Annotated in this window: 26 protein-coding genes; 16 read left to right on the top strand and 10 right to left on the bottom strand. The window is 58.3% G+C overall.

The features are described from left to right. Position 1: 1 nt before the first annotated feature. Positions 2-1,921, bottom strand: coding sequence for a SurA N-terminal domain-containing protein (locus K8I01_00365; GenBank protein MBZ0218873.1), 1,920 nt, complete (start codon positions 1,919-1,921; stop codon positions 2-4). A 168-nt stretch (positions 1,922-2,089) separates the two neighbouring features. Here K8I01_00365 and K8I01_00360 point away from each other — a divergent pair, with 168 nt between their 5' ends. The 16 genes from K8I01_00360 to K8I01_00285 all read left to right on the top strand — a co-directional run bounded on the left by K8I01_00360 (position 2,090) and on the right by K8I01_00285 (position 17,047). Continuing rightward, positions 2,090-3,121: a rod shape-determining protein gene (locus K8I01_00360; GenBank protein MBZ0218872.1), complete on the top strand. Its 1,032-nt coding sequence runs from the start codon at positions 2,090-2,092 to the stop codon at positions 3,119-3,121. Positions 3,122-3,178: 57 nt separating this feature from the next. Next, positions 3,179-4,030 (top strand): rod shape-determining protein MreC, encoded by an 852-nt coding sequence (mreC, locus tag K8I01_00355; protein ID MBZ0218871.1) that lies wholly within the window; start codon positions 3,179-3,181, stop codon positions 4,028-4,030. A 208-nt stretch (positions 4,031-4,238) separates the two neighbouring features. Further along, positions 4,239-4,727, top strand: a complete 489-nt coding sequence (gene mreD / locus K8I01_00350; protein MBZ0218870.1) for a rod shape-determining protein MreD — start codon at positions 4,239-4,241, stop codon at positions 4,725-4,727. Continuing rightward, positions 4,724-6,646: a penicillin-binding protein 2 gene (gene mrdA / locus K8I01_00345; protein MBZ0218869.1), complete on the top strand. Its 1,923-nt coding sequence runs from the start codon at positions 4,724-4,726 to the stop codon at positions 6,644-6,646. The genes mreD and mrdA overlap by 4 nt, the downstream gene beginning before the upstream one ends. Continuing rightward, a complete protein-coding gene (gene rodA / locus K8I01_00340) occupies positions 6,643-7,734 on the top strand; it encodes a rod shape-determining protein RodA (GenBank protein ID MBZ0218868.1) in 1,092 nt (363 codons plus the stop codon). Before mrdA ends, rodA begins: the two co-directional genes overlap by 4 nt. Positions 7,735-7,763: 29 nt before the next feature. Beyond that, positions 7,764-8,213, top strand: coding sequence for a phosphatidylglycerophosphatase A (locus K8I01_00335; GenBank protein MBZ0218867.1), 450 nt, complete (start codon positions 7,764-7,766; stop codon positions 8,211-8,213). A 10-nt stretch (positions 8,214-8,223) separates the two neighbouring features. Then, the gene (locus tag K8I01_00330) at positions 8,224-8,715 is read left to right on the top strand and encodes a CinA family protein (GenBank protein ID MBZ0218866.1); all 492 of its coding nucleotides are present in this window, start codon (positions 8,224-8,226) and stop codon (positions 8,713-8,715) included. Between the two features lie 32 nt (positions 8,716-8,747). After that, positions 8,748-9,275 carry an RNA 2',3'-cyclic phosphodiesterase gene (gene thpR / locus K8I01_00325; GenBank protein MBZ0218865.1) on the top strand — a complete coding sequence of 176 codons (528 nt, stop codon included), beginning with the start codon at positions 8,748-8,750 and terminating at the stop codon, positions 9,273-9,275. A 46-nt stretch (positions 9,276-9,321) separates the two neighbouring features. Continuing rightward, a complete protein-coding gene (gene recA / locus K8I01_00320) occupies positions 9,322-10,368 on the top strand; it encodes a recombinase RecA (GenBank protein ID MBZ0218864.1) in 1,047 nt (348 codons plus the stop codon). Between the two features lie 9 nt (positions 10,369-10,377). Next, positions 10,378-11,538 carry a type IV pilus twitching motility protein PilT gene (locus tag K8I01_00315; GenBank protein MBZ0218863.1) on the top strand — a complete coding sequence of 387 codons (1,161 nt, stop codon included), beginning with the start codon at positions 10,378-10,380 and terminating at the stop codon, positions 11,536-11,538. A gap of 40 nt (positions 11,539-11,578) precedes the next feature. Then, positions 11,579-12,061 carry a recombination regulator RecX gene (locus tag K8I01_00310; protein MBZ0218862.1) on the top strand — a complete coding sequence of 161 codons (483 nt, stop codon included), beginning with the start codon at positions 11,579-11,581 and terminating at the stop codon, positions 12,059-12,061. A gap of 84 nt (positions 12,062-12,145) precedes the next feature. Continuing rightward, positions 12,146-14,782 carry an alanine--tRNA ligase gene (gene alaS, locus K8I01_00305; GenBank protein MBZ0218861.1) on the top strand — a complete coding sequence of 879 codons (2,637 nt, stop codon included), beginning with the start codon at positions 12,146-12,148 and terminating at the stop codon, positions 14,780-14,782. Between the two features lie 187 nt (positions 14,783-14,969). Then, complete coding sequence (locus K8I01_00300; GenBank protein MBZ0218860.1) at positions 14,970-15,539, top strand: sigma-70 family RNA polymerase sigma factor; 570 nt, start codon at positions 14,970-14,972, stop codon at positions 15,537-15,539. Positions 15,540-15,568: 29 nt separating this feature from the next. Continuing rightward, complete coding sequence (locus tag K8I01_00295) at positions 15,569-16,072, top strand: zf-HC2 domain-containing protein (GenBank protein MBZ0218859.1); 504 nt, start codon at positions 15,569-15,571, stop codon at positions 16,070-16,072. After that, positions 16,062-16,544, top strand: a complete 483-nt coding sequence (locus K8I01_00290) for a periplasmic heavy metal sensor (protein MBZ0218858.1) — start codon at positions 16,062-16,064, stop codon at positions 16,542-16,544. The genes K8I01_00295 and K8I01_00290 overlap by 11 nt, the downstream gene beginning before the upstream one ends. A 26-nt stretch (positions 16,545-16,570) precedes the next feature. After that, positions 16,571-17,047 (top strand): Spy/CpxP family protein refolding chaperone, encoded by a 477-nt coding sequence (locus K8I01_00285; GenBank protein ID MBZ0218857.1) that lies wholly within the window; start codon positions 16,571-16,573, stop codon positions 17,045-17,047. A 53-nt stretch (positions 17,048-17,100) separates the two neighbouring features. Here the strand turns inward: K8I01_00285 and K8I01_00280 are convergent, their stop codons facing one another. From K8I01_00280 to ahcY, 9 genes are all read right to left on the bottom strand, one after another. Next, positions 17,101-17,400 carry a 4Fe-4S binding protein gene (locus K8I01_00280; protein ID MBZ0218856.1) on the bottom strand — a complete coding sequence of 100 codons (300 nt, stop codon included), beginning with the start codon at positions 17,398-17,400 and terminating at the stop codon, positions 17,101-17,103. Beyond that, the gene (locus K8I01_00275; protein ID MBZ0218855.1) at positions 17,391-18,410 is read right to left on the bottom strand and encodes an acetyl-CoA synthase subunit gamma; all 1,020 of its coding nucleotides are present in this window, start codon (positions 18,408-18,410) and stop codon (positions 17,391-17,393) included. Before K8I01_00275 ends, K8I01_00280 begins: the two co-directional genes overlap by 10 nt. Before the next feature lie 89 nt (positions 18,411-18,499). Next, the gene (locus tag K8I01_00270; protein ID MBZ0218854.1) at positions 18,500-18,772 is read right to left on the bottom strand and encodes an AbrB/MazE/SpoVT family DNA-binding domain-containing protein; all 273 of its coding nucleotides are present in this window, start codon (positions 18,770-18,772) and stop codon (positions 18,500-18,502) included. 214 nt (positions 18,773-18,986) lie between these two features. Further along, on the bottom strand, positions 18,987-19,703 hold the full coding sequence (locus K8I01_00265) for a tetratricopeptide repeat protein (GenBank protein ID MBZ0218853.1): 717 nt from the start codon (positions 19,701-19,703) through the stop codon (positions 18,987-18,989). 15 nt (positions 19,704-19,718) lie between these two features. Next, positions 19,719-20,486 (bottom strand): outer membrane protein assembly factor BamD, encoded by a 768-nt coding sequence (locus K8I01_00260; protein ID MBZ0218852.1) that lies wholly within the window; start codon positions 20,484-20,486, stop codon positions 19,719-19,721. A 112-nt stretch (positions 20,487-20,598) separates the two neighbouring features. Continuing rightward, positions 20,599-21,081 (bottom strand): chemotaxis protein CheW, encoded by a 483-nt coding sequence (locus K8I01_00255; protein ID MBZ0218851.1) that lies wholly within the window; start codon positions 21,079-21,081, stop codon positions 20,599-20,601. Then, on the bottom strand, positions 21,078-21,611 hold the full coding sequence (locus K8I01_00250; protein MBZ0218850.1) for a chemotaxis protein CheW: 534 nt from the start codon (positions 21,609-21,611) through the stop codon (positions 21,078-21,080). The genes K8I01_00255 and K8I01_00250 overlap by 4 nt, the downstream gene beginning before the upstream one ends. Beyond that, positions 21,608-23,644, bottom strand: a complete 2,037-nt coding sequence (locus K8I01_00245; protein ID MBZ0218849.1) for a chemotaxis protein CheA — start codon at positions 23,642-23,644, stop codon at positions 21,608-21,610. The genes K8I01_00250 and K8I01_00245 overlap by 4 nt, the downstream gene beginning before the upstream one ends. A 343-nt stretch (positions 23,645-23,987) precedes the next feature. Further along, entirely contained in the window at positions 23,988-25,244 is a 1,257-nt protein-coding gene (gene ahcY / locus K8I01_00240; GenBank protein MBZ0218848.1) for an adenosylhomocysteinase, read from the bottom strand. Positions 25,245-25,319 lie beyond the last annotated feature (75 nt).

Below are 25,319 nucleotides of genomic sequence, written 5' to 3'. Positions count from 1 at the left end.
TTTAAAGAAGGTCCTGGTTTACGGTTATCTTCGAATTCTGCCGGAGGCCGTTCAGCCACTCGCCCAGGACCTCTTCCTGCTTCTCGGCAAGGACCCTTGACCTGATCTCTTCCTTCTTGAACTCGAGCCCGGACTCGGGGGCTTCCTTTGCGCCTGCGAACCTCAAGACGTAGTGCTTTCCATCGTTCACGAGGACCTCGGGGAAATTCGGGGCGCTTTCGCTCAGCTCGAATATGCCGTCCTTGTCCCCGGTGAAAATGCCGGTCTTCGGCATGAAGCCGTCGACCGGGCTGAAATAGCCGGTTGATTCGATATTAAGTTTCTCCGAGGCCGCGATTGCCTTGAAATCCTCGCCGTTCTTAAGGCGCTCGAGTATCTGAAGGGCCTTTTCCCGGGCCGCTTTAAGGGCCTTCTCGGTAGCGAGTATGTCCTTCACCTCAGGCGCGGAATCCTTGAACTCGGGCACATTGGCCTCTTTCCTTTCGAGGACCCTCACGAGATAGACGCCGTCCTCAGCCTCTACGGTCCTTCCCTGCCCCGGCGGCAGGGTAAGCATCGTATTCCTGAGGTCCTCTTTTCCGGCAAGCTCCGGAGGAGGCGCGCTCTCGGTGAAAAAGCCGGTTACGGCGGTCCTTACGCCCTTGATGGAGGAGGCCTCCTTCTTCATCTCCTCGACGGTCCCGGCCTTCGCGATTTTTGAGTCGAGCGCCGCAAGGGCCTCTTTTGCGACGTTTCTGGCCTTGCTCTCGCCGAGCGTCTTCCTTATGGCAGGCTCAACTTCCTTGAGGGGCATGTGCCCCGGGTCTTTCCTGTCCTCGACCTTTATGATATGGAAGCCGTATTCCGTCTCAACGACCCCGCTCACCTCGCCCTTGCCGAGCGCGAAGGCGGCGTCCTCGAACTCCTTTATCATTACGCCTTTCTGGAACCAGCCCAGTTCCCCGCCCTGCGAAGCGCTCCCGGGGTCCTCGGAATTCTTTTTAGCGAGTGCCGCGAAATCGCCGCCGGACCTGACCTTATCGAGCAACCCCTCGATCTTTTGCTTCGCGTCGGCCCTGGCCTTTTCGCTATCGGCCGCGCCCGGCCCGGGCCTTACGAGTATGTGCCTGGCCTTGATGGCGGCCGGGGTCTCGAACTGCCCCTTGTTCCTCTCGTAGAACTCGCTTACCTCCTCGGAGTTGACCGGCGCGGTCTTCGCGAATTCCGCGAACGAGGCGAAGGCGTAAAAGGCGTTTACGCTCCTCGGCACCATGAACCGGGAGGCGTTCTGCTTGTAATAGGCAAGCGCCTCCTCATCGGACACGTCGATGCCCTTTTTCAGCGACTCGCCGTTGACCGATACGTAATCGAGGTCTATCTTCCTGTTCTCTCTAAGGTACCTGGCCCGGACCTCCTCATCTGTTACTGATATGTCCCTCAGCACCTTCTCCCGTATCTTGGCGGTCAGGAGGTCGGTCTCGATGCTATCCTCGAATTCGGCCGGGCTCACGCGATTTGAGCTCAGCACTTTGAAGTAAAGTTCCTTGTCGAAAGCGCCGTTATTATGAAAGGCCGGTATGGCCCTTATGGTGTCCTGGACCTCCTTTTCGGACACTTCAATGCCCTGCTTTTTCGCCTCTTTCACGGCGAGGAGCCTGTTTATCAGTATGTCGACCGACCTCTGCTTCAGGTTCAGCTCGCGCTCCATTTCGTCGGTAAACTGCTCTTTGAAAACGCTCCGGTAATAATCGACCTCCCTTTTATAGAGGTTCATGTAGTCCTTTACGGATACGGACTCCCCGTTTACCGTGGCGACCGTGTTTGCGTCCCCGCCGCCTCCGCCTGGCCCGACGCCCCAGAATATGAAAACGAGGATTATCGCGGCGAAGGCTACGAGTATGACGGCGGAATTCCGCCTTTTCCTGATACTTTCGAGCATCATGCCTCCTTGAAAGGCCCGGGTGTGTGCTCCCGGTCACTGAAATGTGTATTAAACAGCTATCATAATGAAATTCGCATGTAAATTCAACTTTTTTCCTTGCTTATGCGAAATGTTTTCTGTTAAAATTCTTTAAATTAGGTATTAATTCCAAAGGAGTACGGAAATCCCATGCTTAACTACCTATTGGGCCTTTTCTCGAACGACCTGGCCATAGACCTCGGCACCGCCAGCACGCTCATATACGTTAAGGGCAAGGGCATCATCTGCAACGAGCCTTCGGTCGTGGCCGTAAAGAAGGACGGCAAGGGCAAACGGGTTCTCGCGGTCGGCAGGGAGGCCAAGGCCATGCTGGGCCGCACCCCCGGCAACATCGCGGCCATAAGGCCGTTGAAGGACGGCGTCATAGCCGATTTCGAGGTCACCGAGGAGATGCTCAAGTACTTCATCGCCAAGGTGCACAATAGGAGATTGCTTGTCCGCCCCCGGATAATAGTCGGCGTCCCCTCGGGCATAACCCAGGTCGAAAAAAGGGCCGTAAGGGAATCCGCCTACTCGGCGGGCGCAGCCGAGGTCTATCTCATCGAGGAGCCCATGGCCGCCGCAATAGGCGCGGGCCTCCCCATAACCGAGCCCTCGGGCAACATGATAGTCGACATAGGCGGCGGCACCTCCGAGATAGCCGTCATATCGCTCGCGGGCATAGTCCAGTCCAAGTCCATAAGGATAGGCGGAGACAAACTCGACGAGGTCATAGTCCAGTACATAAAGAGGAAGTACAACCTCGCCATAGGCACCGGGGTCGCAGAGATAATAAAGATGACGCTCGGCCTTCCAATGCCCGACGAGAAGACCCAGAAGCTCGAGATAAAGGGCTCGAACCTCATAACCGGCATCCCTACGACGCTTGAGATAGAATCCGGGGAGATTCGTGAGGCCCTGAACGAGCCCATAAACGCGCTCGTCGAGGCGGTAAAGAACGTCCTCGAAACGACTCCCCCCGAGCTTGCCGCGGACCTGGTAGACAAGGGCATCGTGCTCGCCGGAGGCGGAGCGCTCCTTAAGAACCTCGACATCATACTCCGCGAGGAGACACAGCTCCCGGTCACCATAGCCGAAGACCCGCTCACCTGCGTCGTGAAGGGCGCCGGGAAGGTCCTCGACGAGATACGGCTTTTGAAGGAAGTCACAATACCAAACTGACCCGGCCGGCTGCCTGGCTTCGGGCAGCCGCGGCTAACGGAGGCGAAATCAGGTTGAATGAGGGGCTCTGAACGTAACTTCTACTCATTTCTCAAAAGGCACCAGCTTGTTCTCATTTCCGCCGTCCTGGCGTTTTTTTCACTTCACCTCGCATTGACTGACAGGAAGGAATACGAACGGGGATACATCCTGAAGGAGGCCCTCTCGTATACCCTGACGCCCGTCCAGGAAACACTCCTCGGCGCCGGGGCCCTCGTAAAAGGCGTCTGGTCGGACTACGTCCTCCTCGTCGGCGTGAACCGGGAAAACAGCGAGCTCAGAAATGCCGTCTCGCTCCTCGAAGAGGAAAATAACAGGCTACGTGAAGATATAATGCGGGACGGAAGGCTCCGGGCGATACTCGAGTACAGGGACGCCCTGCCCTTCGGTACTACAGGCGCAGCGGTCACGGGCTTTAACACGGAGCGCTGGATGAGGACCATCGTCGTGAACAAGGGCCTTTCGGACGGCATAGGCAAGGACCACGCGGTCATAGCCTCCGAGGGCATAGTCGGGAGGACGCTCGACGTGCACAATAGCTCTTCAAGGGTCCTCCTCGTGACCGACGCCAGGTCCAACATAGACGTTATCGTACAGCGCACCAGGGTAAAGGGAATGGCCGAGGGGAACGGCACTGACGCCCTGGTGCTCAAGTACGTTCGGGTGATAGACGACGTCCAGGTCGGGGACAAGGTCGTGACCTCTGGCATCTCCGGCATATTCCCGAAAGGCCTCGTCGTGGGCGAGGTAACCAAGATAGAAAAAGGCAAGGACAACTTTTTCAACCACATCGAGGTCCGCCCAGCCGTGGACATAGGGAAGCTCGAGGAGGTGCTGGTCTTGAGCGAGCGCCCCCGGATGATGGAATAGCTCTCCCTTCCTGCCGTGGTTCGGCAGGCCGGACCGCTTGACCCGGTTTCAGGCATTGACATGAGGCAATCTCCTAAAAAAATTGGGAGATTTTTCCCGCAATCAAGGAAGGCCGGGAGTAGAAAGCGGAGCATATATATGACAATATGCGAGCATTTTTATTCCCGTAACTACGCAAAGTCCGGGGAAAAGATCAATTTTTAGAGCCATGAAAGAATTCCTTCTATTCCTCCCCCTTACGATCGCATACCTGGCATTGAAGAGCACGGTCCTCGCCGGGTTTCCGCTGCCCGACATCCCGCTCATAATCGTCTTTTACATGGCGCACAGGAAAGCAGCCGTGGACGGCCTGCTAGCGGCGTTCGCGCTCGGATACCTTGACGACGCCATGAGCGGAGGGGTTCTAGGCTCGAGCTCTTTCTCCCTTGTGCTCATATTCGTTGCCGTCCACCTCCTCTCGAAGATTGTGCAGTTCACCACTCCGGCCGTCAAGGGAGGCGGCGTGTTCGCCGCTTCCGTCTTGAAGGGCGCTCTCGCGTACTACATCCTCAGGGCCGCCGGGCTGGATGCGCTCTTCCAGGCCGGGATGGTCCTGGAGGCCGCGGTAAGCGGGCTCCTTGCGCCGGCTGTCTTCGCCCTCCTCCAGAAGACGGTCGACATCGCAACGCCCCGCAAATTCAAGGACAACGAGAATTGAGCGGCAGCTACTTCAAGGACAAGGAGCCTAAGGAATTAAAGGGCCGGGTCTATGCCGCCGTCCTTCTGGCGGGCATCGCCTTCTTCATGCTTGCGGCCAGGCTCTGGTACCTGCAGGTATTCCAGCATTCCCATTTCCACGAGCTTTCGCTCAATAACGCCACCCGCCTCATAAAGGCAACGGCCCCGAGGGGCCTGATATACGACCGGCTGGGAGTAAAGGTCGCCGAAAACCGCCCCGGTTTCGACCTCTACATAGTGCCCGAGGACGTAAAGGACTGGGACGCTACAAAGCGCATGCTCGCCGGGCTGGTGGACATCGAGGTCGAGGACATCGACGACAAGCTAGAGAAATCAAAGAAAAGGCCCCCGTTCCAGGCGGTCAAGCTCAAGCAGGACCTGACCTGGGAAGAGACAGCCAGGATTGAGAGCTTCAGGTTCGAGATGCCGGGGGTGCTCCTGGAAGTCGCGCCAAAGAGGTCGTACGTCTTCAGCGAGGCCGTGTCCCACGTACTCGGCTACCTGGGCGAAATAAGCGAGAGGGAGCTTAAGGAGCGCGAATCCGAAGGCGAAAAATACTCGGCCGGCGACATCGTCGGCAAATACGGCCTCGAGAAATACTTCGAGAAGGAGCTCCGAGGCGTTGACGGAGGCAAGGAGGTCGAGGTCGACGCCATGGGGAGAAAGATACGGGTCGTCAACTGGAGGCCGCCCTACCCCGGAAACGACTTGAAGCTTACTATCGACGTAAAGACACAGGTGGCGGCCTGGGCAGCCATGCGCGACAAGGTCGGGGCGGCCGTGGCAATGGACCCGAAGACCGGGAAGATACTCGCGATGGTCAGCTCCCCTTCCTTCGACGCGAACGCGCTCTCCTCCCGCATGACGCCGGCGGAATGGAAAGCGGTTATAGACAACCCCTTCAACGTCCTCAATAACCGGGCCATACAGGGGCAGTACCCTCCGGCATCGACCTACAAGCCCATACACGCGGCCGCGGCGCTCGAGGAGGGGGTCATAGCCCCCGGCACGAAAATATTCTCAGGCCCGTCTTTCTGGTTCGCGGGCAGGGCCTACCGCGACTGGAAGGAGGAGGGCCACGGCACCATAAACGTGCACAAGGCCATCGTACAGTCGTCGGATACATTCTTCTACCAAGTGGGGCTCATGCTCGGGGTGGACCGCCTTGCCGAGTACAGCAGGAAATTCGGCTTCGGCTCAAAGACGGGCTTGCCGCTCAACGGCGAGAAGGCCGGTCTCGTGCCGTCGTCCGAGTGGAAGAAGAAGGTATACAAGACCAAATGGTATGAGGGCGAGACCATATCCGTCTCCGTCGGGCAGGGATACATGCTCACTACCCCGCTACAGCTCCTTAATGCGTACTCCGCCATAGCAAACGGCGGCACCCTCTGGAAGCCCATACTCGTGGACGAGATAACGACGCCCAAGGGCGAGGTCGTCTATAATCCGGAGCCTGAAAAAAACGGGGACCTGGGCGTTTCCGAAAAGACGATGGAGCACGTGAGGAAGGGGCTCGCCGGCGTCACCCACGAGGAGGGCGGGACGGCAAGATTCCTCGGAAGGACGACAGACTTGAAGATCGCCGGAAAGACCGGCACGGCCCAGGTCGCGAGGCTCATAAAGAGGACCAAGAACGTCGAGTCCATACCCTATAAGCTCCGCGACCACGCGTGGTTCGCTGGCTTCGCCCCGTACGACGACCCGCAGATAGCGGTCGTGGTGATAGTCGAGCACGGCGGGTTCGGCGCGAGCACGGCCGCGCCGGTCGCGAGGGAGATATTCAAGGCCTTCCTGGGCGAGCCCGGAGAACTACCTGAAGGGTTGACGGCCGATTCGGGCGCAGGGGACGGGGCCGCCGCGGCCAGGGTCTCGGCCGTGCGCGCGGAGGTCCCGAGATGATAGACAGGCGCCTCTTCACCCATTTCGACTTGGTAATGCTCGGGATAATCGCAGCGCTTGTCTGCATCGGTTTCGCGAGCATCTACAGCGCGACCCATGCCCAGATGCCCTCAGTGTACAAAAAAGACGTGTACTGGATAATAATAGGCTCCGCCCTCATGCTCCTGGCGATTGCAGTCAATTATTCCTATCTCGAGCGGAGCGCATATTTCATATACGGGGCCTCGATACTGCTCCTCATATCCGTCTACTTCATCGGTAGCTCGTTCGGAGGGGCCAGGAGGTGGATCTCCCTCGGGTTCTTCTCGCTCCAGCCTTCGGAATTCGCCAAGCTCGCGCTAATAATCATGCTCGCCAGGTACTTTAACGAGAAATCGATACCTGAAAGGGGCATGGGCATTAAAGACCTCATCCCGCCGGGTGTCATCATGATGGTCACATTCCTCCTCATAGTGAAACAGCCTGACCTCGGGACCGGCATAATCGTCTGGCTCATATTCTGGTCAATGGCCTTCGTCGTCAAGATACGCTTCAGGGTCATAGCGGGCCTGGGCGCGCTCTTCGCGGCGCTGGCCCCTCTCGGGTGGATGTTCCTCAAGGACTACCAGAAGGCCAGGATAACGAGCTTCATGAACCCGGAAGCAGACCTCCTCGGCTCCGGCTACCATGTCATGCAATCCAAGATAGCCATCGGCTCGGGCGGATTCCTGGGAAAGGGCTTCCTCCATGGCACCCAGGGAAAGCTCATGTTCCTCCCCGAGCACCACACTGATTTCATATTCGCGGCCCTTGCGGAGGAATGGGGCCTCCTTGGCGCCATAGTCCTTCTCGGCCTCTTCCTCGCCTTTGTCATATCCGGCCTCAACACCGCATCGAGCTCCAAGGACAGGTTCGGGTTCCTGTTGGCCTTCGGCATAATATCCATGTTCTTCTGGCAGATAGTCATAAACCTGGGCATGGTCACCGGCGTCCTGCCGGTGGTCGGGGTCCCGCTCCCGTTCGTAAGCTATGGCGGCTCGTTTCTTATAACCTCGCTCATATCCGCCGGAATACTCCTTAATATAAAAATGCGGCGCTTCATCTTCTAAGACGGCGTCGTAATTAATCAGGGAAACAAGTGAAAAAGATTATGGTTTTTATAGCCACCGGCGCGTATGTGGGTAAGATACCCTTCATGCCCGGGACCTTCGGGACGCTCTGGGGGGTCTTCTTCGCGTGGCTCGCCTCATGGCTCTCGATAGAGTCGCAGGCCCTCATTACGCTCGCGGTCATAGCGACGTCAATTTTTGTATCCGGGCAGGCTTCGAGGGCGCTTGGCGGCAAGGACCACCCGTCGATTATAGCCGACGAGATAAGCGGCTATCTTGTGGGCATATTCCTTATCCCTTTCACGCCGTTCAACGCAATATTGGTGTTTATTCTTTTCAGGTTTTTTGATATTCTTAAGCCCTATCCGGCGGGGCTCCTGGACAGGCGTCTTGGCGGCGGGGCCGGCATAGTGCTGGACGACCTTGTCGCCGGTGTTTACGCCAATATCTCGGCCCATGCGGTGCTGTGGCTCATTTGACCGAATGCCCATGACTCTTCCAGTCATTATCGGAGAGGCCCTGAGGAAAAAGGGGCTCAAGCTCGCAGTCGCCGAATCCTGCACCGGCGGGCTACTTTCGAGCATGATAACGGACATACCCGGAAGCTCGGATTACTTCGAGGGCGCGATTGTAGCCTATGCAAACGATGTTAAGGCCGCCATGCTCGGGGTAAAAAGCTCCACCCTCGCCTCATACGGGGCCGTCTCAAGGAAAACGGCCGGAGAGATGGCCCAAGGGGCCAGGAAGTCCTTCAAAGCGGATATATCAGCCGCCGTGACCGGCATAGCCGGGCCTGGCGGCGGGACCCCGAAAAAGCCGGTCGGGCTTGTCTTTATCGCCGTCTCAAAGGGGAGCCGAACGACTGTTAAAAGGTTCCTCTTCAAGGGCGGAAGGAAGGCCGTAAAGAAACAATCGGCTGAAGCGGCCCTTGAGATGCTCGGTACGGCCCTCGGCATAAAAAGATCGGGAGGCGTGAGATAAGGGCGTTCATAGCCATAAGGCTCCCTTCGGAGGTGAAGGAATCGCTCAGGCTGGCGCAGGCCCGGCTTGACCGGGGGTCTCCGTCGATAAACTGGGTAAGGCCCGAGGCCATGCACCTGACGCTCAAGTTCCTGGGCGAAGTGGACGAAAGGCTTATCGATGCCCTCGGCAACGGGCTTGAAAACGCGGCCTCGGGCACCGGGCCTTTCAACCTCACCGTGGAGGGCGTAGGCGCGTTCCCTAACCAGAGGCGGCCCCGGGTGATATGGGCAGGAATAGGAGCGAGCGCGGAGCTTACGGAGCTTAAGGAGAGGATCGAGCAGAGCATAAATGCCCTCGGCTTCGAGCCTGAGGAACGCGAGTTCTCCCCTCACCTCACGCTTTGCAGGATAAAAACGCCCGAAGACTCCATGCTCATGGGGAGCGTCCTTTCGGAGGAAAATCCCCCGCTTAAAACGGAGTTCACGGTCTCCTCGGTCGTACTCTTTAAAAGCGTATTAAGGCCCAAGGGGGCCGAGTACACGGCCATGAGGGAGGCCTTTCTACAAGCTCGTCAATAAACAGGTAACGGCTCAGGAATCATAAATTTTAAACGGAGGCGCATAGATGTCGACCACGCCCGGAACCTCGGCAAACAAGACCAAGGCAATAGACCTTGCCATAAGCCAGATCGAGAAGCAGTTCGGCAAGGGCTCGATAATGAAGCTGGGAAAGGACGGCGCGGCGCCGGCGGAAATTTCGGCCGTCTCGACCGGCTCGACAGCCCTGGACATCGCGCTCGGCATAGGGGGAGTTCCGAGAGGCAGGGTCGTCGAGGTCTTCGGCCCCGAGTCCTCGGGCAAGACCACCCTCACCCTCCACGTGGCAGCCGAGGCGCAGAAGCTCGGCGGGACGGTCGCCTTCATAGACGCGGAGCACGCTCTCGACCTCTCGTACGCGAAGAAGCTCGGGGTTAACGTGGACGAGCTCCTCCTTTCGCAGCCCGACACAGGCGAGCAGGCCCTCGAGATAGCCGACGTCCTCATAAGGAGCAATGCAGTGGACCTTATCGTGGTAGACTCGGTCGCGGCGCTCGTGCCCAGGGCCGAGCTTGAAGGCGAGATGGGCGATTCCCACATGGGCCTCCACGCCAGGCTCATGAGCCAGGCCCTCCGGAAGCTCACCTCCACCATAAGCAAATCCAACACCTGCGTAATATTCATAAACCAGATAAGGCACAAGATAGGCGTGATGTTCGGAAGCCCCGAGACCACTACCGGCGGCAATGCCCTCAAATTCTATGCCTCGGTAAGGCTCGACATAAGGAAAATAGGCCAGATAAAGCAGGGCGAGTCGGTCATAGGGAACAGGATACGGGTCAAGGTGGTCAAGAACAAGCTCGCCCCGCCGTTCAGGGACGCCGAGTTCGACATACTCTTCAACGAGGGCATATCGAGGGAGGGCGACATCCTCGACCTCGGAAGCGGCGTCGACATAGTCGAGAAGAGCGGTTCGTGGTTCTCCTACAACGGCGAGAGGCTCGGGCAGGGACGCGAGGCCGCAAGGGCGTTTCTCCGCGAGCACCCCGAGATAACCTCGGAGATAGGGACGAAAATACTTGAGCATTACGGCGTAAAGACGGCGGAAGCGAAGAAAAAAGAGGAGAAGAAGTAAATGGCCGAAATAGACCTGAGTTCCATTCTGAACGTTGCGGTAAAGAGCAAGGCCTCTGACGTGCACCTGAAGGCCGGAGTGCCCCCGATACTACGCGTCCACGGCTCGCTCCTTCCCATCAAGAACCACGAGAGGCTCGCCCCCGACGAGATATCCAGGGCCGCGATGAGGATAATGAACGAGGTCCAGAAGGAGACCTTCCGCCAGAACCACCAGATAGACATGGCGTATAGCGTCCCGGGCCTGGGAAGGTTCAGGGTCAACATATTCCAGCAGAGGGGCGCGGTCGGCATAGTCCTCCGGGTCATCCCCATAAAGATACAGAGCTTCGATGAACTCAATCTCCCGAAGGTCCTCCATACCATAGCAAACGAAGTCAGGGGTCTCGTGCTTGTCACGGGCGTTACCGGGAGCGGCAAATCCACCACCCTGGCCTCGGTCCTCGACCAGATAAACAGCCAGAAATCGTGCCATGTAATAACCGTCGAAGACCCTATCGAGTTCCTCCACAGGGACAAGAGGTGCATCATAAACCAGAGGGAGATCGGGGTCGACGCTCCGGGCTTCTCGGAGGCGCTACGCGGCGCGCTCAGGCAGGACCCTGACGTCATCATGGTCGGCGAGATGAGGGACCTCGAAACGATCGAGATAGCCCTTACCGCGGCGGAGACCGGCCACCTCGTCCTTTCGACCCTCCACACGATAGACGCGATGGAGACCATAAACAGGATAGTCTCGGTCTTCCCGCCGTACCAGCAGAAGCAGATAAGGATACAGCTGGCCGGAGTCATTAAGGCCATAATCTCCCAGAGGCTCATCCCCACGAAGGACGGCAAGGGCAGGGTCCCCGCGGTCGAAATCATGGTCACAACGGCCCGCATAAGGGAGTGCATCGAGGACAAGGAGAGGACCAAGGACATCGCCGACGCTATATCCAAGGGGTTCACCACCTACGGTATGCAGACCTTCGACCAGTCGATACTGTCGCTCCTCAACAAGGGGCTCATCACCTATGAAGAGGCGCTCATGCAGGCCAGCAACCCGGCTGATTTCGAGCTCAAGGTGAAGGGCGTGTCCGGAACGAGCGACATGGGCTGGAAGGACTTCGAGAAGAGCGATAAGGACGGAGGCGCCGCCCCGGCCGCGCCTACCGATATAGAGAGGTTCTGAAATTGCACCCGGCCGTCCCTCCCCTCGCCCTGTGCCCTCCATGAAAGAGAAGCCGGAGAGGAAGGAGGGCGGGAGCCAGGACGCCGTCCAGGCGGCCTTCAGGCTCCTGTCCGTAAGGCAGAGGAGCGTCAGGGAGCTGGAATTAAAGCTCCTTCAGAAGGGGTTCGACGGGGATGCGGTCGGTAAAACCATCGAATACCTCCTTAAAGCAGGCCTCCTCGACGACGAGCGATTTGCGAGGAGTCTCGCGGAGTCCAGGTCGAGACACAAGGCATGGGGCCCGGCCAGGATTGCCCGGGACCTCGCCTCAAGGGGCCTTGATGAAAGCGCCGTAAAGTCGGCCCTTGCAGGATGCGCCCCTGAGGAAGATTCGGCACTCGAGGCCTACAGGCGCTGGCTTAAGAGGAACAGCAGGGAAACAGGCCCCAGGGCCAGGGAAAAGGCCTTCAGGCATCTCCGGGCAAGGGGTTTTTCTACAGCCGCCATAATGAAGGCCCTTGGCGGCCTCCCCCCGGATGAATAGGCCCGAAGGCGTGTTATAATATTGTTTTTCAGCTGGCCGGGACTTTTCAATACCCTGAAAAATTCATTTTCGGAAAGAAGAGAGATGAAGTCTTCTGAAATAAGAAAACGCTTCCTTGAATTCTTCGCTAAAAAGGGGCACACGGTCGTGCCCTCTTCGGGCCTCATCCCGGAGGGCGACCCGACTCTCCTTTTCACGAACGCCGGCATGGTCCAGTTCAAGGGCGTTTTCCTGGACGAGGAGAAAAGGGACTACGCCAGGGCAGCCTCTTGCCAGAGGTGCATGAGGGCTGGCGGAAAGCACAACGACCTCGAAAACGTGGGTCGGACTGCCCGCCACCATACCTTTTTCGAGATGCTCGGCAACTTTTCCTTCGGGGACTATTTCAAGGAGGGCGCGATAGAGTACGCCTGGGACTTTCTCACCCGCGAGATGGGCCTTCCCAAGGACAGGCTCTGGGTGACCGTCTTCGAGACGGACCAGGAGGCCGAGGATATCTGGAAGAAGGTATCGGGGCTGCCCGGTGAACGGATAGTAAGGCTCGGGGAGAAGGACAACTTCTGGTCCATGGGCGATACCGGCCCTTGCGGCCCGTGCTCGGAAATTCTGATCGACCAGGGCCCTCAAGCCGGATGCGGCAGGCCCGAATGCGCGGTCGGCTGCGACTGCGACAGGTACCTGGAGATATGGAACCTCGTCTTCATGCAGTACGACAGGAGCGCCGAGGGGAAGCTCACTCCCCTTCCAAAGCCCTGCATAGATACCGGCATGGGGCTTGAGCGCCTTTCCGCGGTCGTACAGGGTAAGCTCAACAATTACGATAGCGACCTATTCGAACGCATAATCGCCAGGATAGAGGAGCTTTCCCCGGTTAAATACGGCTCCAACCCGGAGACCGACATTTCGATAAGGGCGATAGCCGACCACTCGCGCGCTGTCACGTTCCTCATGGCAGACGGGGTTCTCCCCAGCAATGAGGGCCGGGGCTATGTCTTGAGGAGGATTATAAGGCGGGCCGCCCGCCACGGCAGGTTCCTGGGGCTTAAAGAGCCTTTCCTTTACAAGGTAAATGCCGCGGTGATCGAGTCCATGGGCGAGGCCTACCCCGAGGTCGTGAAGGCCGCCGACCTAGTGGCGAGGGCGACCAAGGGCGAGGAAGAGCGCTTCTTCGAGACACTCGAAAGGGGCCTGGCGCTCCTCGACCAGGAGATCGCTGCCCTCAAGGAGCTTAACGGCAATGTGGTGCCTGGGGATGTAGCTTTCAGGCTATACGACACGTTCGGGTTCCCGGTCGACCTTACGGCCGATATCGTCAGGCATGAGGGCTTTTCGGTCGATGAGGACGGCTTCAACCGCCTCATGGATGAACAGAGGAAGATGGCAAGGGCCTCGTGGAAGGGGCTCGAAGGCAGGGAGTCCTCTCAGGAGCTCTACAAGGGCCTTGCGAACTCGGGCCTCAAGTCCGAGTTCGTCGGCTACCACATGGACGCGGTCTCATCTCCCGTCCTGTGTCTCATAAAGGACGGCAGAACGGTCGATGCGGCCTTCCACGGCGATGAGGTCGAGGTCATAACGGGAGAAACACCCTTTTACGCCGAATCGGGCGGGCAGGTCGGCGATACCGGTGTAATCGTCGGAAAGGGCTTCACCCTCAAGGTAAACGGGACGAGAAGGCCCGTGAACGGCCTTATCGTGCATTACTGCACGGTCGAGGAAGGCACGATAAACGTGGACGACACCGCCGAGCTTGCGATAGACGTCGAAGCCCGTGACGCGACCCGCAGGAACCACACGGCCACGCACATACTCCACTCAATACTCAGGAGGAAGGTCGGCGAGCACGTGAGGCAGGCCGGCTCGCTCGTCTCTCCGAGGGGCTTCAGGTTCGACTTCAGCCACTTCGAGCAGCTCGGGCCCGAGCTTCTCCGCGACATCGAACGCGAGGCGAACAGGGCGATACTCTCAAATAAAGAGGTCATAACCGAGGTATTGACCTATGACGAGGCTGTCCAGAGGGGCGCCCTCGCCTTCTTCGGCGAGAAATATGGCGACCTCGTCCGGATGGTCCAGGTGCCAGATGTGAGCGCCGAGCTCTGCGGCGGCACACACGCCCGGAGGACCGGCGACATCGGCATGATAAAGATTACGGGCGAGGGCTCGGTAGCGGCCGGCGTAAGGAGGATAGAGGCGGTTACCGGCGAATACGCGCTCGAATACGTGAACCAGGCCGAGGACGCGCTCAGGGAGGCCTCCCAGGCGCTCAAGGTGCCGCCCGCCGGGGTCCCCGAAAAGATAAGAAAGATGTTCGAAGAGGAGCGGGAGCTCGAACGTGAAATCGAGCGCCTCCGGGGCAGGGAAAAGGCCGGGGCCGCGGGAGAGCTCATGGATGCCGCGAGGAAGGTGGACGGCGTCACGGTGCTCGCGGCGAAAGTCGCCGGGGGCGGCAAGGAGCTACGCGAGATGGCCGACACCCTCAGGCAGAAGCTCGGCTCAGGCATAGTGGTCCTCGCCGCCGAGCAGGACTCCAAGGCCGTGCTCCTTGCGGCTGTCACCAGGGACCTTGTGCCGCGCTACAGTGCAGGAGAAATAATAAAGAGGCTCGCCCCCATAATCGGCGGCAAGGGCGGCGGCAAGCCCGATATGGCTCAGGCCGGGGGGCCCGAGGCCGCAAAGATAAGCGAGGCCCTGGAAGAGGCGTACAATACGGTCCGGGAGCTCTGATTTCCGGCCCACTGCCCTTTCCGGCTAAAAAGTGCTTTTCGACCGACCGGTTGCCGCTTTACGGCGTATACAGCCTTTTATACCTTCCCCGGATATCTTCTCCTCCTGACTCTCAAAAGCGCCCCGGCTTTTTCCGGCCCCACGGAACAAAATGCCGGGCTCCGGAGTTATTTACGGGAGTGCGCGTATGCCCTTCAACGATGATGACGAGCTGATAACGAGGTCCATGGCGGGCGACAACGCCGCCTTCGAGGCCCTTGTAAAGAAGTACCAGGACCGGGTCTACAACATCTGCCGCTACATGCTGGGCGCGGCTGACGCCGAGGACGCGGCCCAGGACGCGTTCGTAAAGGCCTACCGTCACCTCGACAGGTTCACTCCTTCCCCGAGCTTCAAGGCATGGATTACCCGCATCGCCGTAAACTCCTGCCTCGACTACAAGAGAAAGCCCGCGCACGTCTCGCTCGCCATGACGAGCCGGGAGGGCGATGAATACACGCTTGAGCCCCAGTCAGATTCCCCGGGCCCTGAGGCGGCCCTTGAATCCAAAAAGGCCGGCGAGGCGATATCCGCGGCCCTGACAGGGCTCTCCGAGAAGCTCAGGGCCGTTATTGTTCTCTATGAAATAGAAGGGCTCTCCTATGAGGAGATCTCAGAGACGCTAGGCATCTCGATAGGCACGGTGAAATCGAGGATATCGAGGGCGAGAGAAGAGCTTAAGAGGCTTCTACGCTCTCAAATGGAACAAATCAGTTAATGCCGGCGTTTATTTTATAAGGAGCTGAAATGGACTGCGAAAAGGCACAATATCTCTTATCCGGTTACGCCGACGGCCTCATCGGTGAGGACGATAGGAAGGGGCTTGTCGCTCACCTTGGCTCGTGCTCCGGGTGCGCTGGGGAGGCCCGTTTTCTCATCGCCCTCAAGGACGCCTTCCGTTCGGCACCGAAGTACAGCGCACCAGGGGGCTTCGCATCCGGGGTGATGGAAAGGATAAGGGACGAGGGGCTCGACATCCGGGGCGAGGGCGCGTTCGGATGGTTCAGGGCCATGCCGCTACGACTGAAGTTCGCCGAGGCCGCGGCAGCCGCGTTCGTAATGGCGCTCGGGATATATTCGGCCGGGGTCCTCTCGGACAACCTCTTTTCCAGCGGGGCCGAGAACGCCGCCCTGGAACAGTCGGACCCAAGCCTCGTGGCGTCGGTGCAGCCGGAAGACCTCGGCCCCGTGCCGCCCGTGTCCCTGGGCGACATATACCTGTCAATAAAGGAGAACGGCAATGGGCAGTAAGTTACTTAAACCCGTACTCTTCATCTCGATCCTTTTCAATATAACCATCCTCGGGGCAGCAGGTTTCTTCTACCTCAAGGAATGCGGGACCTCCCTGGGCAAGGCTGAAAAAAGGCACGAGGCGGTTACGGAGAAGCTTAAGCTCACTCCCGAGCAGAAATCACTATTCAAGGAAGAGGACAAAAAATTCAGGGCGTCGATACAGGCCGCGCACGGCGAGCTTGCGGAAAAAAGGAGGCATATATTCAGGCTCTTAAAGGAGGAGGAACCCGACAGGGCTTCCATAAACGCCTCGCTCGCCGAGATAGGCAGGGTCCAGGGCGTGATCGAGGCCAAGGCAATAGAGCACATGCTCAGGGAAAAGGCGGTCCTGAACAGGGAGCAGCAGGAAAGGTATCTGGAGCTTCTCGAAAAGAGGATGGAAAAGCGTATGGCGGAGAGGAAATGGAAGCACACGCACCCTTCGCCGTGAAACACTCAACCTAAAGGAGGCAGGGAATGAGATTATCAGTCAGAAGGCCGTTGATGGCGCTCGCGGCGCTGGTCGCGGCAGGGACGCTTACCGCAGCGGCCGTTCACGCCGAACCTGGCAAATACGGCAAGGAACATTATGCTGGCTGCGAAAGCAAGCATAAGCATGAAAGGCACGGCGAAAAGCAATGGATAAAGGACCTTACCGCCGAGCAGAAGACCGAGATGAAGCGCCTCAAAGTGGAGCTTAAAAAAGAGCTTGCGTCACTTAATGCCGCCATGGGGCTGAAGGAAACCGACATAAGGAAAGCGGTCGCCTCTGACACCCCGGACAGGAAGGCGATCTCGAAGCTCGCATCGGAGATATCCGGGCTCAAGGCTAAAGCCCTTGAGACCAGGTATGACCACATGATTAAGGTGCGGAGCCTCCTTACGCCTGAGCAGAAACTTGAGTTCGACGCCTCGGTACTCGCCGGGGACGGATACGACCGCTGGAAGCACTGATAAGCGCGCCTGAACGTTAAAAAGGCCCCGCAAAATGCGGGGCCTTTTTATTTCTATCCACAGCAAGGGGTGGAGCCGCCGTCCGAGCATCCGCACGATGCGTCTCCCGTAAGCATGCCGTTTATGAGGGCGGCCGCGCAGCCCACTCCGGACCTCACCTTGATCGCCCCGCTGACGCAATTCCTCATGCAGGCGCCGCATTCCATGCAGAGGTCCCGGTCAATAACACCGGCTTTTCCTCCCTTCATGACGAAGACCCGTTGCGGGCAGACAGCCGCGCAATATCCGCAGCCGCTGCATTTGGCGCTGTCGTACTGGAGAGTCGAGACCCCTCGCAAATACATCATAGCCACCCCGCTTTGAAGGACGCGAAAAACGCTATTGAGACAATAAGGCCTGCCGCGTAAACCGGGAGAGCGAACCTGAGTTCCTTTTCAACCCCGGAGATGCCTGTATATGTGCTCGAACCCGTGAATTGCAGGGCAAAATACGAGCTCGCGAGCGGGAAAAATACGAGCGTCATGTGCCTGTATGCGGCGCTTTCAGGAAGGGGGATGAAAACGGAAGCCGCGAGGACCGAAAAAAGCCCCGTGAGCCAGCCCTTCAGGGCAAACGGCCTGAAAGGTATATAAGGCAAAAACATGGGCGTTAGTAGCGCGCCTGCCAGGACCGAAACTAAACCGAGAAGCACAAGCGGCAAACCGTAATCAAGAGCGGCATCCAACGAAACGCCCGAGGCCGTGACCGCGGAGGCGGCAAAAGCGGCGGCTGAGAAGGCCATAAACCATTTGAAAGCCGGCCTGAGCTCCATTGGCGTAAGGACAAACCTGTCTGCCATTCCGGAGCGAACTTTCCTCATCCCCTCCCCGCACTTGTACCCGGAGCTCACGAACCCCTTGATATCGGAAGCCCGGACCGGGCCGTATACCACCCGGAAGCCGGTCTCTTTTTTGACATCATGCGCCGATACGCCCGGAGCGCCGAGCTGGGGAAGTATAAGCCTCCTGTGGGAGACCCTCTCATGGAGCCTTTCCGTAAAGACTTTTTTCACCAGCTCTCCTGTGCCGAAGGTCCCCTTCCCCGCCGCGCACCAGACGTTTATGCCCCTTGTGTCCAGGACGAGTATCCAGGCGTCCATGCCCGAAAGGGAGCTCCGGAGCATATCGAAGCTCATCTTGTAGTTTCCCGTGACGAAGACGTCGGAGGCCTCGTCCGGGCTGCCGAGCGAGTAAAGCCCCGGCTTAACGGCATGCCTCATCCTGTAGGAGCCTATCCTGCACCTCAGGTGTCCAAGGCGGTCGCGTAAGTTCAGGTCCGAAGAGGTCCGTAAAGGCCCCTCCGCCTGACGTGACGGAGCACCCATTTCACAGCATGGAGCGGCCGCGCTGCCCGGCTTTGCTTTTCCTGCCATCCCTTCACAAGTTGATCGGAACGCACCTGAACCAGGCTTGTTCAAAGGACCTCCTTCATTACCGGGCCTAGCCTGTCTTTCAGCATCTCGACAAGCTCATCCACCTTTACGAGCGTAATGCAGCAGACCTGGCCTCCCCTTTCCCAGGCGGCGACCGCGAGCTTGTCCCCGGCCCTTATCCCTGCCCTCTCCCTTAGCTCCTTTGGCAGGACCATCTGCCCTCGCTCATCGACCCCCACGACCGCTTCGACCGAAAGGCCCTCTTTTTTCACTTCTCCGGGTTTGCAGCAGCTTCCGTTCTTCTTCCTCGCCATATGCTCCTCCGAATTTTCCTACTTTTCAGAATAATCAAAATTATAGCAGAAAAAAGCTCCCCGGACAAGCCCGTTCGGCCGTTAAGACGGCATTCAGGCCTGAATACGAAGTGATGATTGAAATGGCAAGGGAGGCGCGAGTTGCCGGAAAATTATGGGGCAGCCTGGAACGGCAAAAAAATATTCTCTCTTAAATCGGGGCCAGGAGCCCCGTTTACTCCGGTTTTTCGGCAGGCGCAAGCAGGAGGTTCATGTACATCCGGGCCATCTTGTGATCGGGGTGGTCGCGGAGCACGCCCTGCCATTCGGTCCTGGCGTTTTCGCGCTGTCCCATGGCGTAATAGGTGAGGCCGAGCTGGATCCTGGAATCGGGATACGAGGGGTTCTGCCTTACGGCCTCCTGGAGCTCCCTTACCGCCGCGTTATAGTCCCTCATGTCCCTGCAGGACACCCCCAGGCTTGTCCTGATGTCGGCGAACTCGGGCCGGAGCCTCAGCGCCTTCCTGTATTCTTCCACCGCCTCGGCGTAGAAGCCCATGTCTTTATAGATGCGGGCGAGGTTTGAGTGCATGTTGGCGAGCTTGCCTTTTACGAACGGGTCGAGATAGGAATGGGAGCCTTGCCTCGCCTGTTTCGCGAGCGTGTAGACCTCGGCAGACTTGTCGAACCTGCCGAGCTCGTTATAAACTACCGCCAGGTTCAGGGAAGCCTCCGTATAGCTCGGGTTTATCTCTATGGCCCTGCGGAAAGCGGCTATGGCGTCCTCGTGCCTGGACGCGTTGTAGTATACGAGCCCGAGCATGTTGTGGACGTCGGCGAAGCCGGTCTTCTCTGCCGCTACCTTCTCAAGGTGGACGAGGGCCGCGTCGTAGTCCCTCTCGTCGAATGCCCTCTTGCCAAGATCGTATTCATGCTGCCAGCCCTTTTCCATATTCCTCCTAGGCGGCTATCCCGCGCGCATCCTGTTTTTTGCGTCCTCGGCGTAAGGGCTGTCCGGGTAGTTTTTAAGAAGCGTGGAGAAGGCGTCCTCGGCAAGCTCCTTCTCGCCGAGCTTTAAATAAGACACGCCAACGTAGTAAAGGGCCTTGTCGGTTATGCCTGCGTCGGGGTATTCGGCAAGTATGTCCCTCAGGCGGCCGAGAGAGCCCTTGTAGTTCTTCTTCTTGAAATAGAAGTTGGCTATGTAGAATTCCCTCTCGGCGAGCCTCCCCCGGAGAAACGAGATGAACTCCCTGGACCTTTCCGCGTATGGTGAACCGGGGTATGCGGCGAGCAGGTCTTCGAAGGCGAAGAGGGCCTTTCTCGTCGAGGTCTGGTCCCTGTCGAGGGAGAGCACCTCTTTCATGTGGCTCATGCCCTTCTGGAAGAGCGCGTAAGGCGCCCTGGCGTGGGCCGGGCGGAGCGCGATGAAATTGGCGTAATAGGCGCTGGCGTCCTCGTAATTCTCCATCGCGTAGCTCACGTCTCCAAGGAGAAGCTCCGCCTCAGTGGAGTACTGGCTCATCGGATGGTCCTCGAGAAGCGTCCTGAAGCTCTTGTCGGCCTCATCGAGTCTGCCGCCGAGATAGGCCTGCATGCCGCTATTATAGAGCTCGGCCGCGTCCCTCTTATAGGCCTCCGGGGCGGTCGCGCACCCCGAAAGCCCGATTGTGACCGCCAGGAGGAGCGGCGAAAAAACGGTACTTTTCCAGGTCCTCTTCAAAGCCGTTTTCATTTTTTGGAATGCCGTTGCCACGGAATAAAATTTATCACGGGAATCGGTCGTTTTTCAAGGCAATTGACTTGAAGCCGGGAGGCAAAGGCAAAAGAAGGACGGACCGGGGTGCTTAATCGGCATTTACGGGGCACGCCAGAAAGCGCTTTTCCTCGTCGGTAAAGACCTTCGACGGATTTATGATGAGGACCTTACCGCTCCCGGTCTCAACCGAGACTTCGAGGCAGTCGTCCCAGGGAGAGCCGGAAGGCTCGGGCTTCAACGTGACCTCCTTGGCCCCGAGCGCGATATCAGAGACCTCGTCGACGATAAGACCGATTATAAGGGAATCTATGGAAGCAACTATAATTCTTGCGGTTTCCGTCGGCTCTGCCTGGAAGGAAAACCTTTTCCTGAGGTCCATGACGGGGAGCGTCATAGATCTCATATTTATGAGCCCCTCGATGAACCCGGGGGCCTTTTCCGCCTTCCGGGGCTCCTTGAGCCTCAGTATCTCCTTAACCTCGCCTATTTCGATACCGAACTCGAAAGGGCCGAGCCGGAACCTGATGAACTGGAAATCAGGCCTGGTATATTTAGACCTGATGCTCTTCATAAATTCTCTACGGTTATCAGCACGCCTGCGTCCAGGAGCTTTATCACCTTTTCCCCGTCATGTATCACGGCCTTCATGAAAGCCGCCTGGGGCTCGGACTCTCCAGGCGGCTCGAGGAGCCTGGCCGGCACCTCCTTTACGCCGGAGAGCCTGTCGACCAGGAGCCCGGCCTTCAGGTCCTCCACGGCGATCACAAGTATCCTTGCCGTAGGCCTGCCGTTTACCGTCCCCAGCCCGAGGCGCATCTTCAAATCCAGCACCGGGACCATCTCGCCCCTCACGGAGAGTATGCCCTTTATGTAAGCCGGGGTCCACGGGACTTCCGTCGTCTGCCTGGGCCTCAATACCTCTACCGCCTCTGAGACCTCGAAGGCGTATTCATCCGCCTCAAGGAAGAACGATATGATGTTGATAGTCCCCTCGGCAGACCTCTTTTTATGATCGAGGCTCTCGTCATAGTTCTCGACAGTCGGCGCAACCGTCGCCTGGCGCTCAGCCTCGGCTATCTTGAGCCCTATCGCCTTCTTCATACGATTGCCGTCCGCGCCGGGAGCCCGGCCTTTCTCTCCCGTATGACCTTCTCGAGTATGCCGGTGACGTCCAGCACCAGCATGGTGCCCTGGGTTCCTATGTCCGTCGCGCCCGCAATGCCCGGGGCCTTGAGCATCCTCGAAAGGGGCTTTATGACGACGTCAAGCTCCTCAAGGAGATGGTCGACCACGAGGCAGAGCCTGTGCTCGGCAAGCCCCGCCACTATGCCGTACGCGTGGCTGCTACTGCCGGAATGGGAGTGGCCGAAAAACCTCGAAAGCCTCACCGCGGGCACCACCCTGTCCTCCACGCTTATGGCGCCCTCGGTGTCCACGGAGGAGAGGGACGCGGACCGGAGCTCCACTATCTCCATGACGGAATTGAGGGGCACCGCGTACCTCTTCCCGGCGTCCTCGATTATGAGGGCCTGGATTATCGCGAGCGTTATGGGTATCGTGAGTATGAGCCGGGTGCCCTTGCCCTTTACCGTCTCGATGTCGATAATGCCTGAAAGGCTGGTTATGTTCTCCTTTACGACGTCCATGCCGACGCCCCTGCCGGATGTCTCGCTTACGACGTCCCTGGTGGAAAAGCCGGGGGTGAATATGAGCTCTAGCGCTTCCTGCCTCGAAAGCCCGTCCGCGTACTCCCTGGCTATGAGGCCTTTCGCGACGGCCTTCTCCTTTACGAGGTCTACGTCTATCCCCGCGCCGTCGTCCTTGACTTCCACGACCACGTGGTTGCCTTTCTGGTAGGCGGAAAAGGTTATGGTGCCGGTCCTGGGTTTGCCGAGCGCCTCCCTCACGACCGGGGCCTCTATGGCGTGGTCGGCCACGTTCCTTATTATGTGCATGAGCGGGTCCGCAAGCTCCTCGACGATGAGCTTGTCGAGCTCGGTCTCGTCGCCGTAGGTGACTATCCTCATCTCCTTCCCGGTCTCCCTTGAGAGCTTCCCTATGAAGGCGTCGAACCGCCCGAAGAGCTGGCCGATGGGGACCATTCTCACGTCGAGGACGCTGTCCCGGAGCTCCGAAAGCTTTCTGTCGAGGTTTTTTCCGGTCTTCGAGAGCTCTATCCCGTAGACAGAGAACTCCTGGTGCCCCTTTATCTCAGAGCTCAGGGCTGCTATGTCGGATTTCAATATGCCGAGCTCGCTTATGAGGTTCATTATCGAGTCAAGCTTCGAGATGTTCACCCTGACGGTGTTGCTGACCCTCCTGAGCGACCCGGCCCTCCCGTGGTGGCCGTATCCGCCGCTCCCCTTTATGACCTCGAACTCGCGGCCTTCCGGCCTTGCGGCCGGCTCGGCAAGGACCTTTATCTCCGGCTCGGCGATCTCCTTTACGAGGTCGGTTATGAATTGCCTGTCCCTTGCCGTGCCGATGAGTATGTCGAAGTGGAGGAACTCGTGGCTTGTCTTGGAGGAGGGAAGCGTCGCTATGACCTCCGACTCTGTCTTCAAGAGGTCCGTAAGCGCCATGTATCCCCTGTCGAAGCTCGTTATGGGGAACCTGACGCTCACTATCAGTATGTTCTTGCCGCCCCGGAGGTTCTCGCGGAGCCTGTGGTCCTCGTAGTCGGTAAGGACGGAGACGAGGTCCTTGGCGATCTCGTCCCTGGGCCTGGTCCTCTTTACGTGCTGCATCATCGAGAGGGCCGACTTTGCGGCCTCTATCTCGCCCGTAAAGTCACCGGAGCCCTTTGAAGCGATTATCTTCGCCATCAGGTCCTGGGCGTTCATGATATTGTAGAGGACGTCGTCGGTGAGGGCGATCCTACCGAGGCGGAGGAGATCGAGGGTGTCTTCCATCGAGTGGCTCAGAGCGGCAAGCTCGGCCTGCTCGAATATGCCGCACATGCCCTTGAGAGTATGGGCGGAACGGAAGACGCTGTTGAGGACGGCCGGGTCTATGATACCGGCCTTCACGCCCTTGCCGAGCTTCGTGAGACCCTTCCCCATGGAGTTGAGGACGTCCTCAGCTTCGGCAAGGAATTCCCTGAACCGCTCTGATTTCAAGTCTCTCTTAGCCACCTACAGCCGCCCGTCAAAGATGAAGGTCCTGACAATCCTGAAACGGTCTTTCATGCCGCTTGCTTACCAAGGATATGCAACAGTGCGTGCCGATATGGCCGGAGGAGGTGAAAGATGGCTGGACCGGCCAGGACTGGGTCCCGCCAGAAGGCAAAAAAGACAAGTTCCCGCCGAAATATAAAGCGAAGTCATGGGGTTACAGCTTGAGCCTCACGTAGGCAGGTCCCGGTCACCATCAACCTTTGGACTTATATTTTAGCACAACTCGCGTTTATGTAAAGGTTTTTTGGATTTTAAAAAAAAGGGGGCGAGGACTTTGTCCCCGCCCCCCGGTCAGGCGATGCTATGTCCCCATCTCCCAGGAAGCAAGATATTTCTTCTGCTCGCTAGTGAGGGTGTCTATGTTCATCCCGAGCGAAAGGAGCTTTAGCCTTGCTATCTCCTTGTCTATCTCCTGCGGGACAGTGTACACTTCCCTTGCGAGGGTTTTCCCTTTCTTAACGAGAAAATCCGCCGCGAGCGCCTGGTTCGCGAAGCTCATGTCCATGACGCTTGCCGGGTGCCCCTCGGCGGCCGCGAGGTTGATGAGCCTGCCCTCGCCGAGCACGCACACTGTCCTGCCGTTCTTGAGCGTGTATTCCTCGACGAAATCGCGGAGGACCTTCTTGCCCTTGCTGACTGACTTAAGCCCCTCAAGGTCGAGCTCGACGTTGAAGTGGCCGGAGTTCGACACAAGCGCCCCGTCCTTCATCTTTAGGAAGTGCTCCTTCCTTATCACGTTCAGGTTCCCTGTGACCGTGCAGAAGAAGTCCCCGTGCTTCGCGGCCTCAGCGATGGGCATCACCCTGAACCCGTCCATGACGGCCTCAAGGGCCTTAAGCGGGTCGACCTCGGTCACGATCACGTTTGCGCCCATGCCCCTGGCCCTCATGGCTACGCCCTTGCCGCACCAGCCGTAGCCGCATACGACGAACGACGAGCCCGCGAAGAGCCTGTTGGTAGCGCGTAATATGCCGTCGAGGGTCGACTGGCCGGTACCGTACCGGTTGTCGAAGAAGTGCTTTGTGAAGGCGTCGTTAACCGCTATTACCGGGAACTTCAAAAGCTTGTTCACGGCCAGGCTCTTGAGCCTTATGACGCCGGTCGTCGTCTCCTCGGTCGAACCTATGATGTTGTCGGCCGCGCTCTTCCTTTTGGTATGAAGGAGCGATACCAGATCGGCGCCGTCGTCCATGGTGATGTTCGGCTTGAAATCCAGCGCGGCGTTAAGGTGCCTGTAGTAGGTCTTGTTGTCCTCGCCCTTTATCGCGTAGACCGGGATGCCGTAGTCCTTTACGAGCGAGGCCGCCACGTCGTCCTGGGTGCTGAGGGGGTTTGATGCGCAGAGCACCACGTCGGCGCCGCCCGCCTTCAAGGTTATCATGAGGTTCGCGGTCTCGGTAGTCACATGGAGGCAGGCCGCGAGCCTGGTCCCCTTGAGGGGCTTTTTCTTCGAGAAGCTATCCTTTACCTTCCTCAGGACCGGCATGTCCGTCTCAGCCCATTCAATCCTCTTCCGCCCCGCCTGGCTGAGCTTTATGTTCTTCACGTGAAAATCCATCGTCCCTCCAGCAATTTTTTTATTCTGCAGATAAAAGAATGACCTTGGCAGGGTTCCCGCCAAAGTCATTCAAAC

It is taken from the genome of Deltaproteobacteria bacterium (genome assembly GCA_019912665.1).
In the GTDB taxonomy this organism is placed as follows: domain Bacteria; phylum Desulfobacterota; class GWC2-55-46; order GWC2-55-46; family GWC2-55-46; genus UBA5799.
Note: the sequence above shows the minus strand (reverse complement) of the source record. Positions and strands in the feature narration are given on the sequence as shown.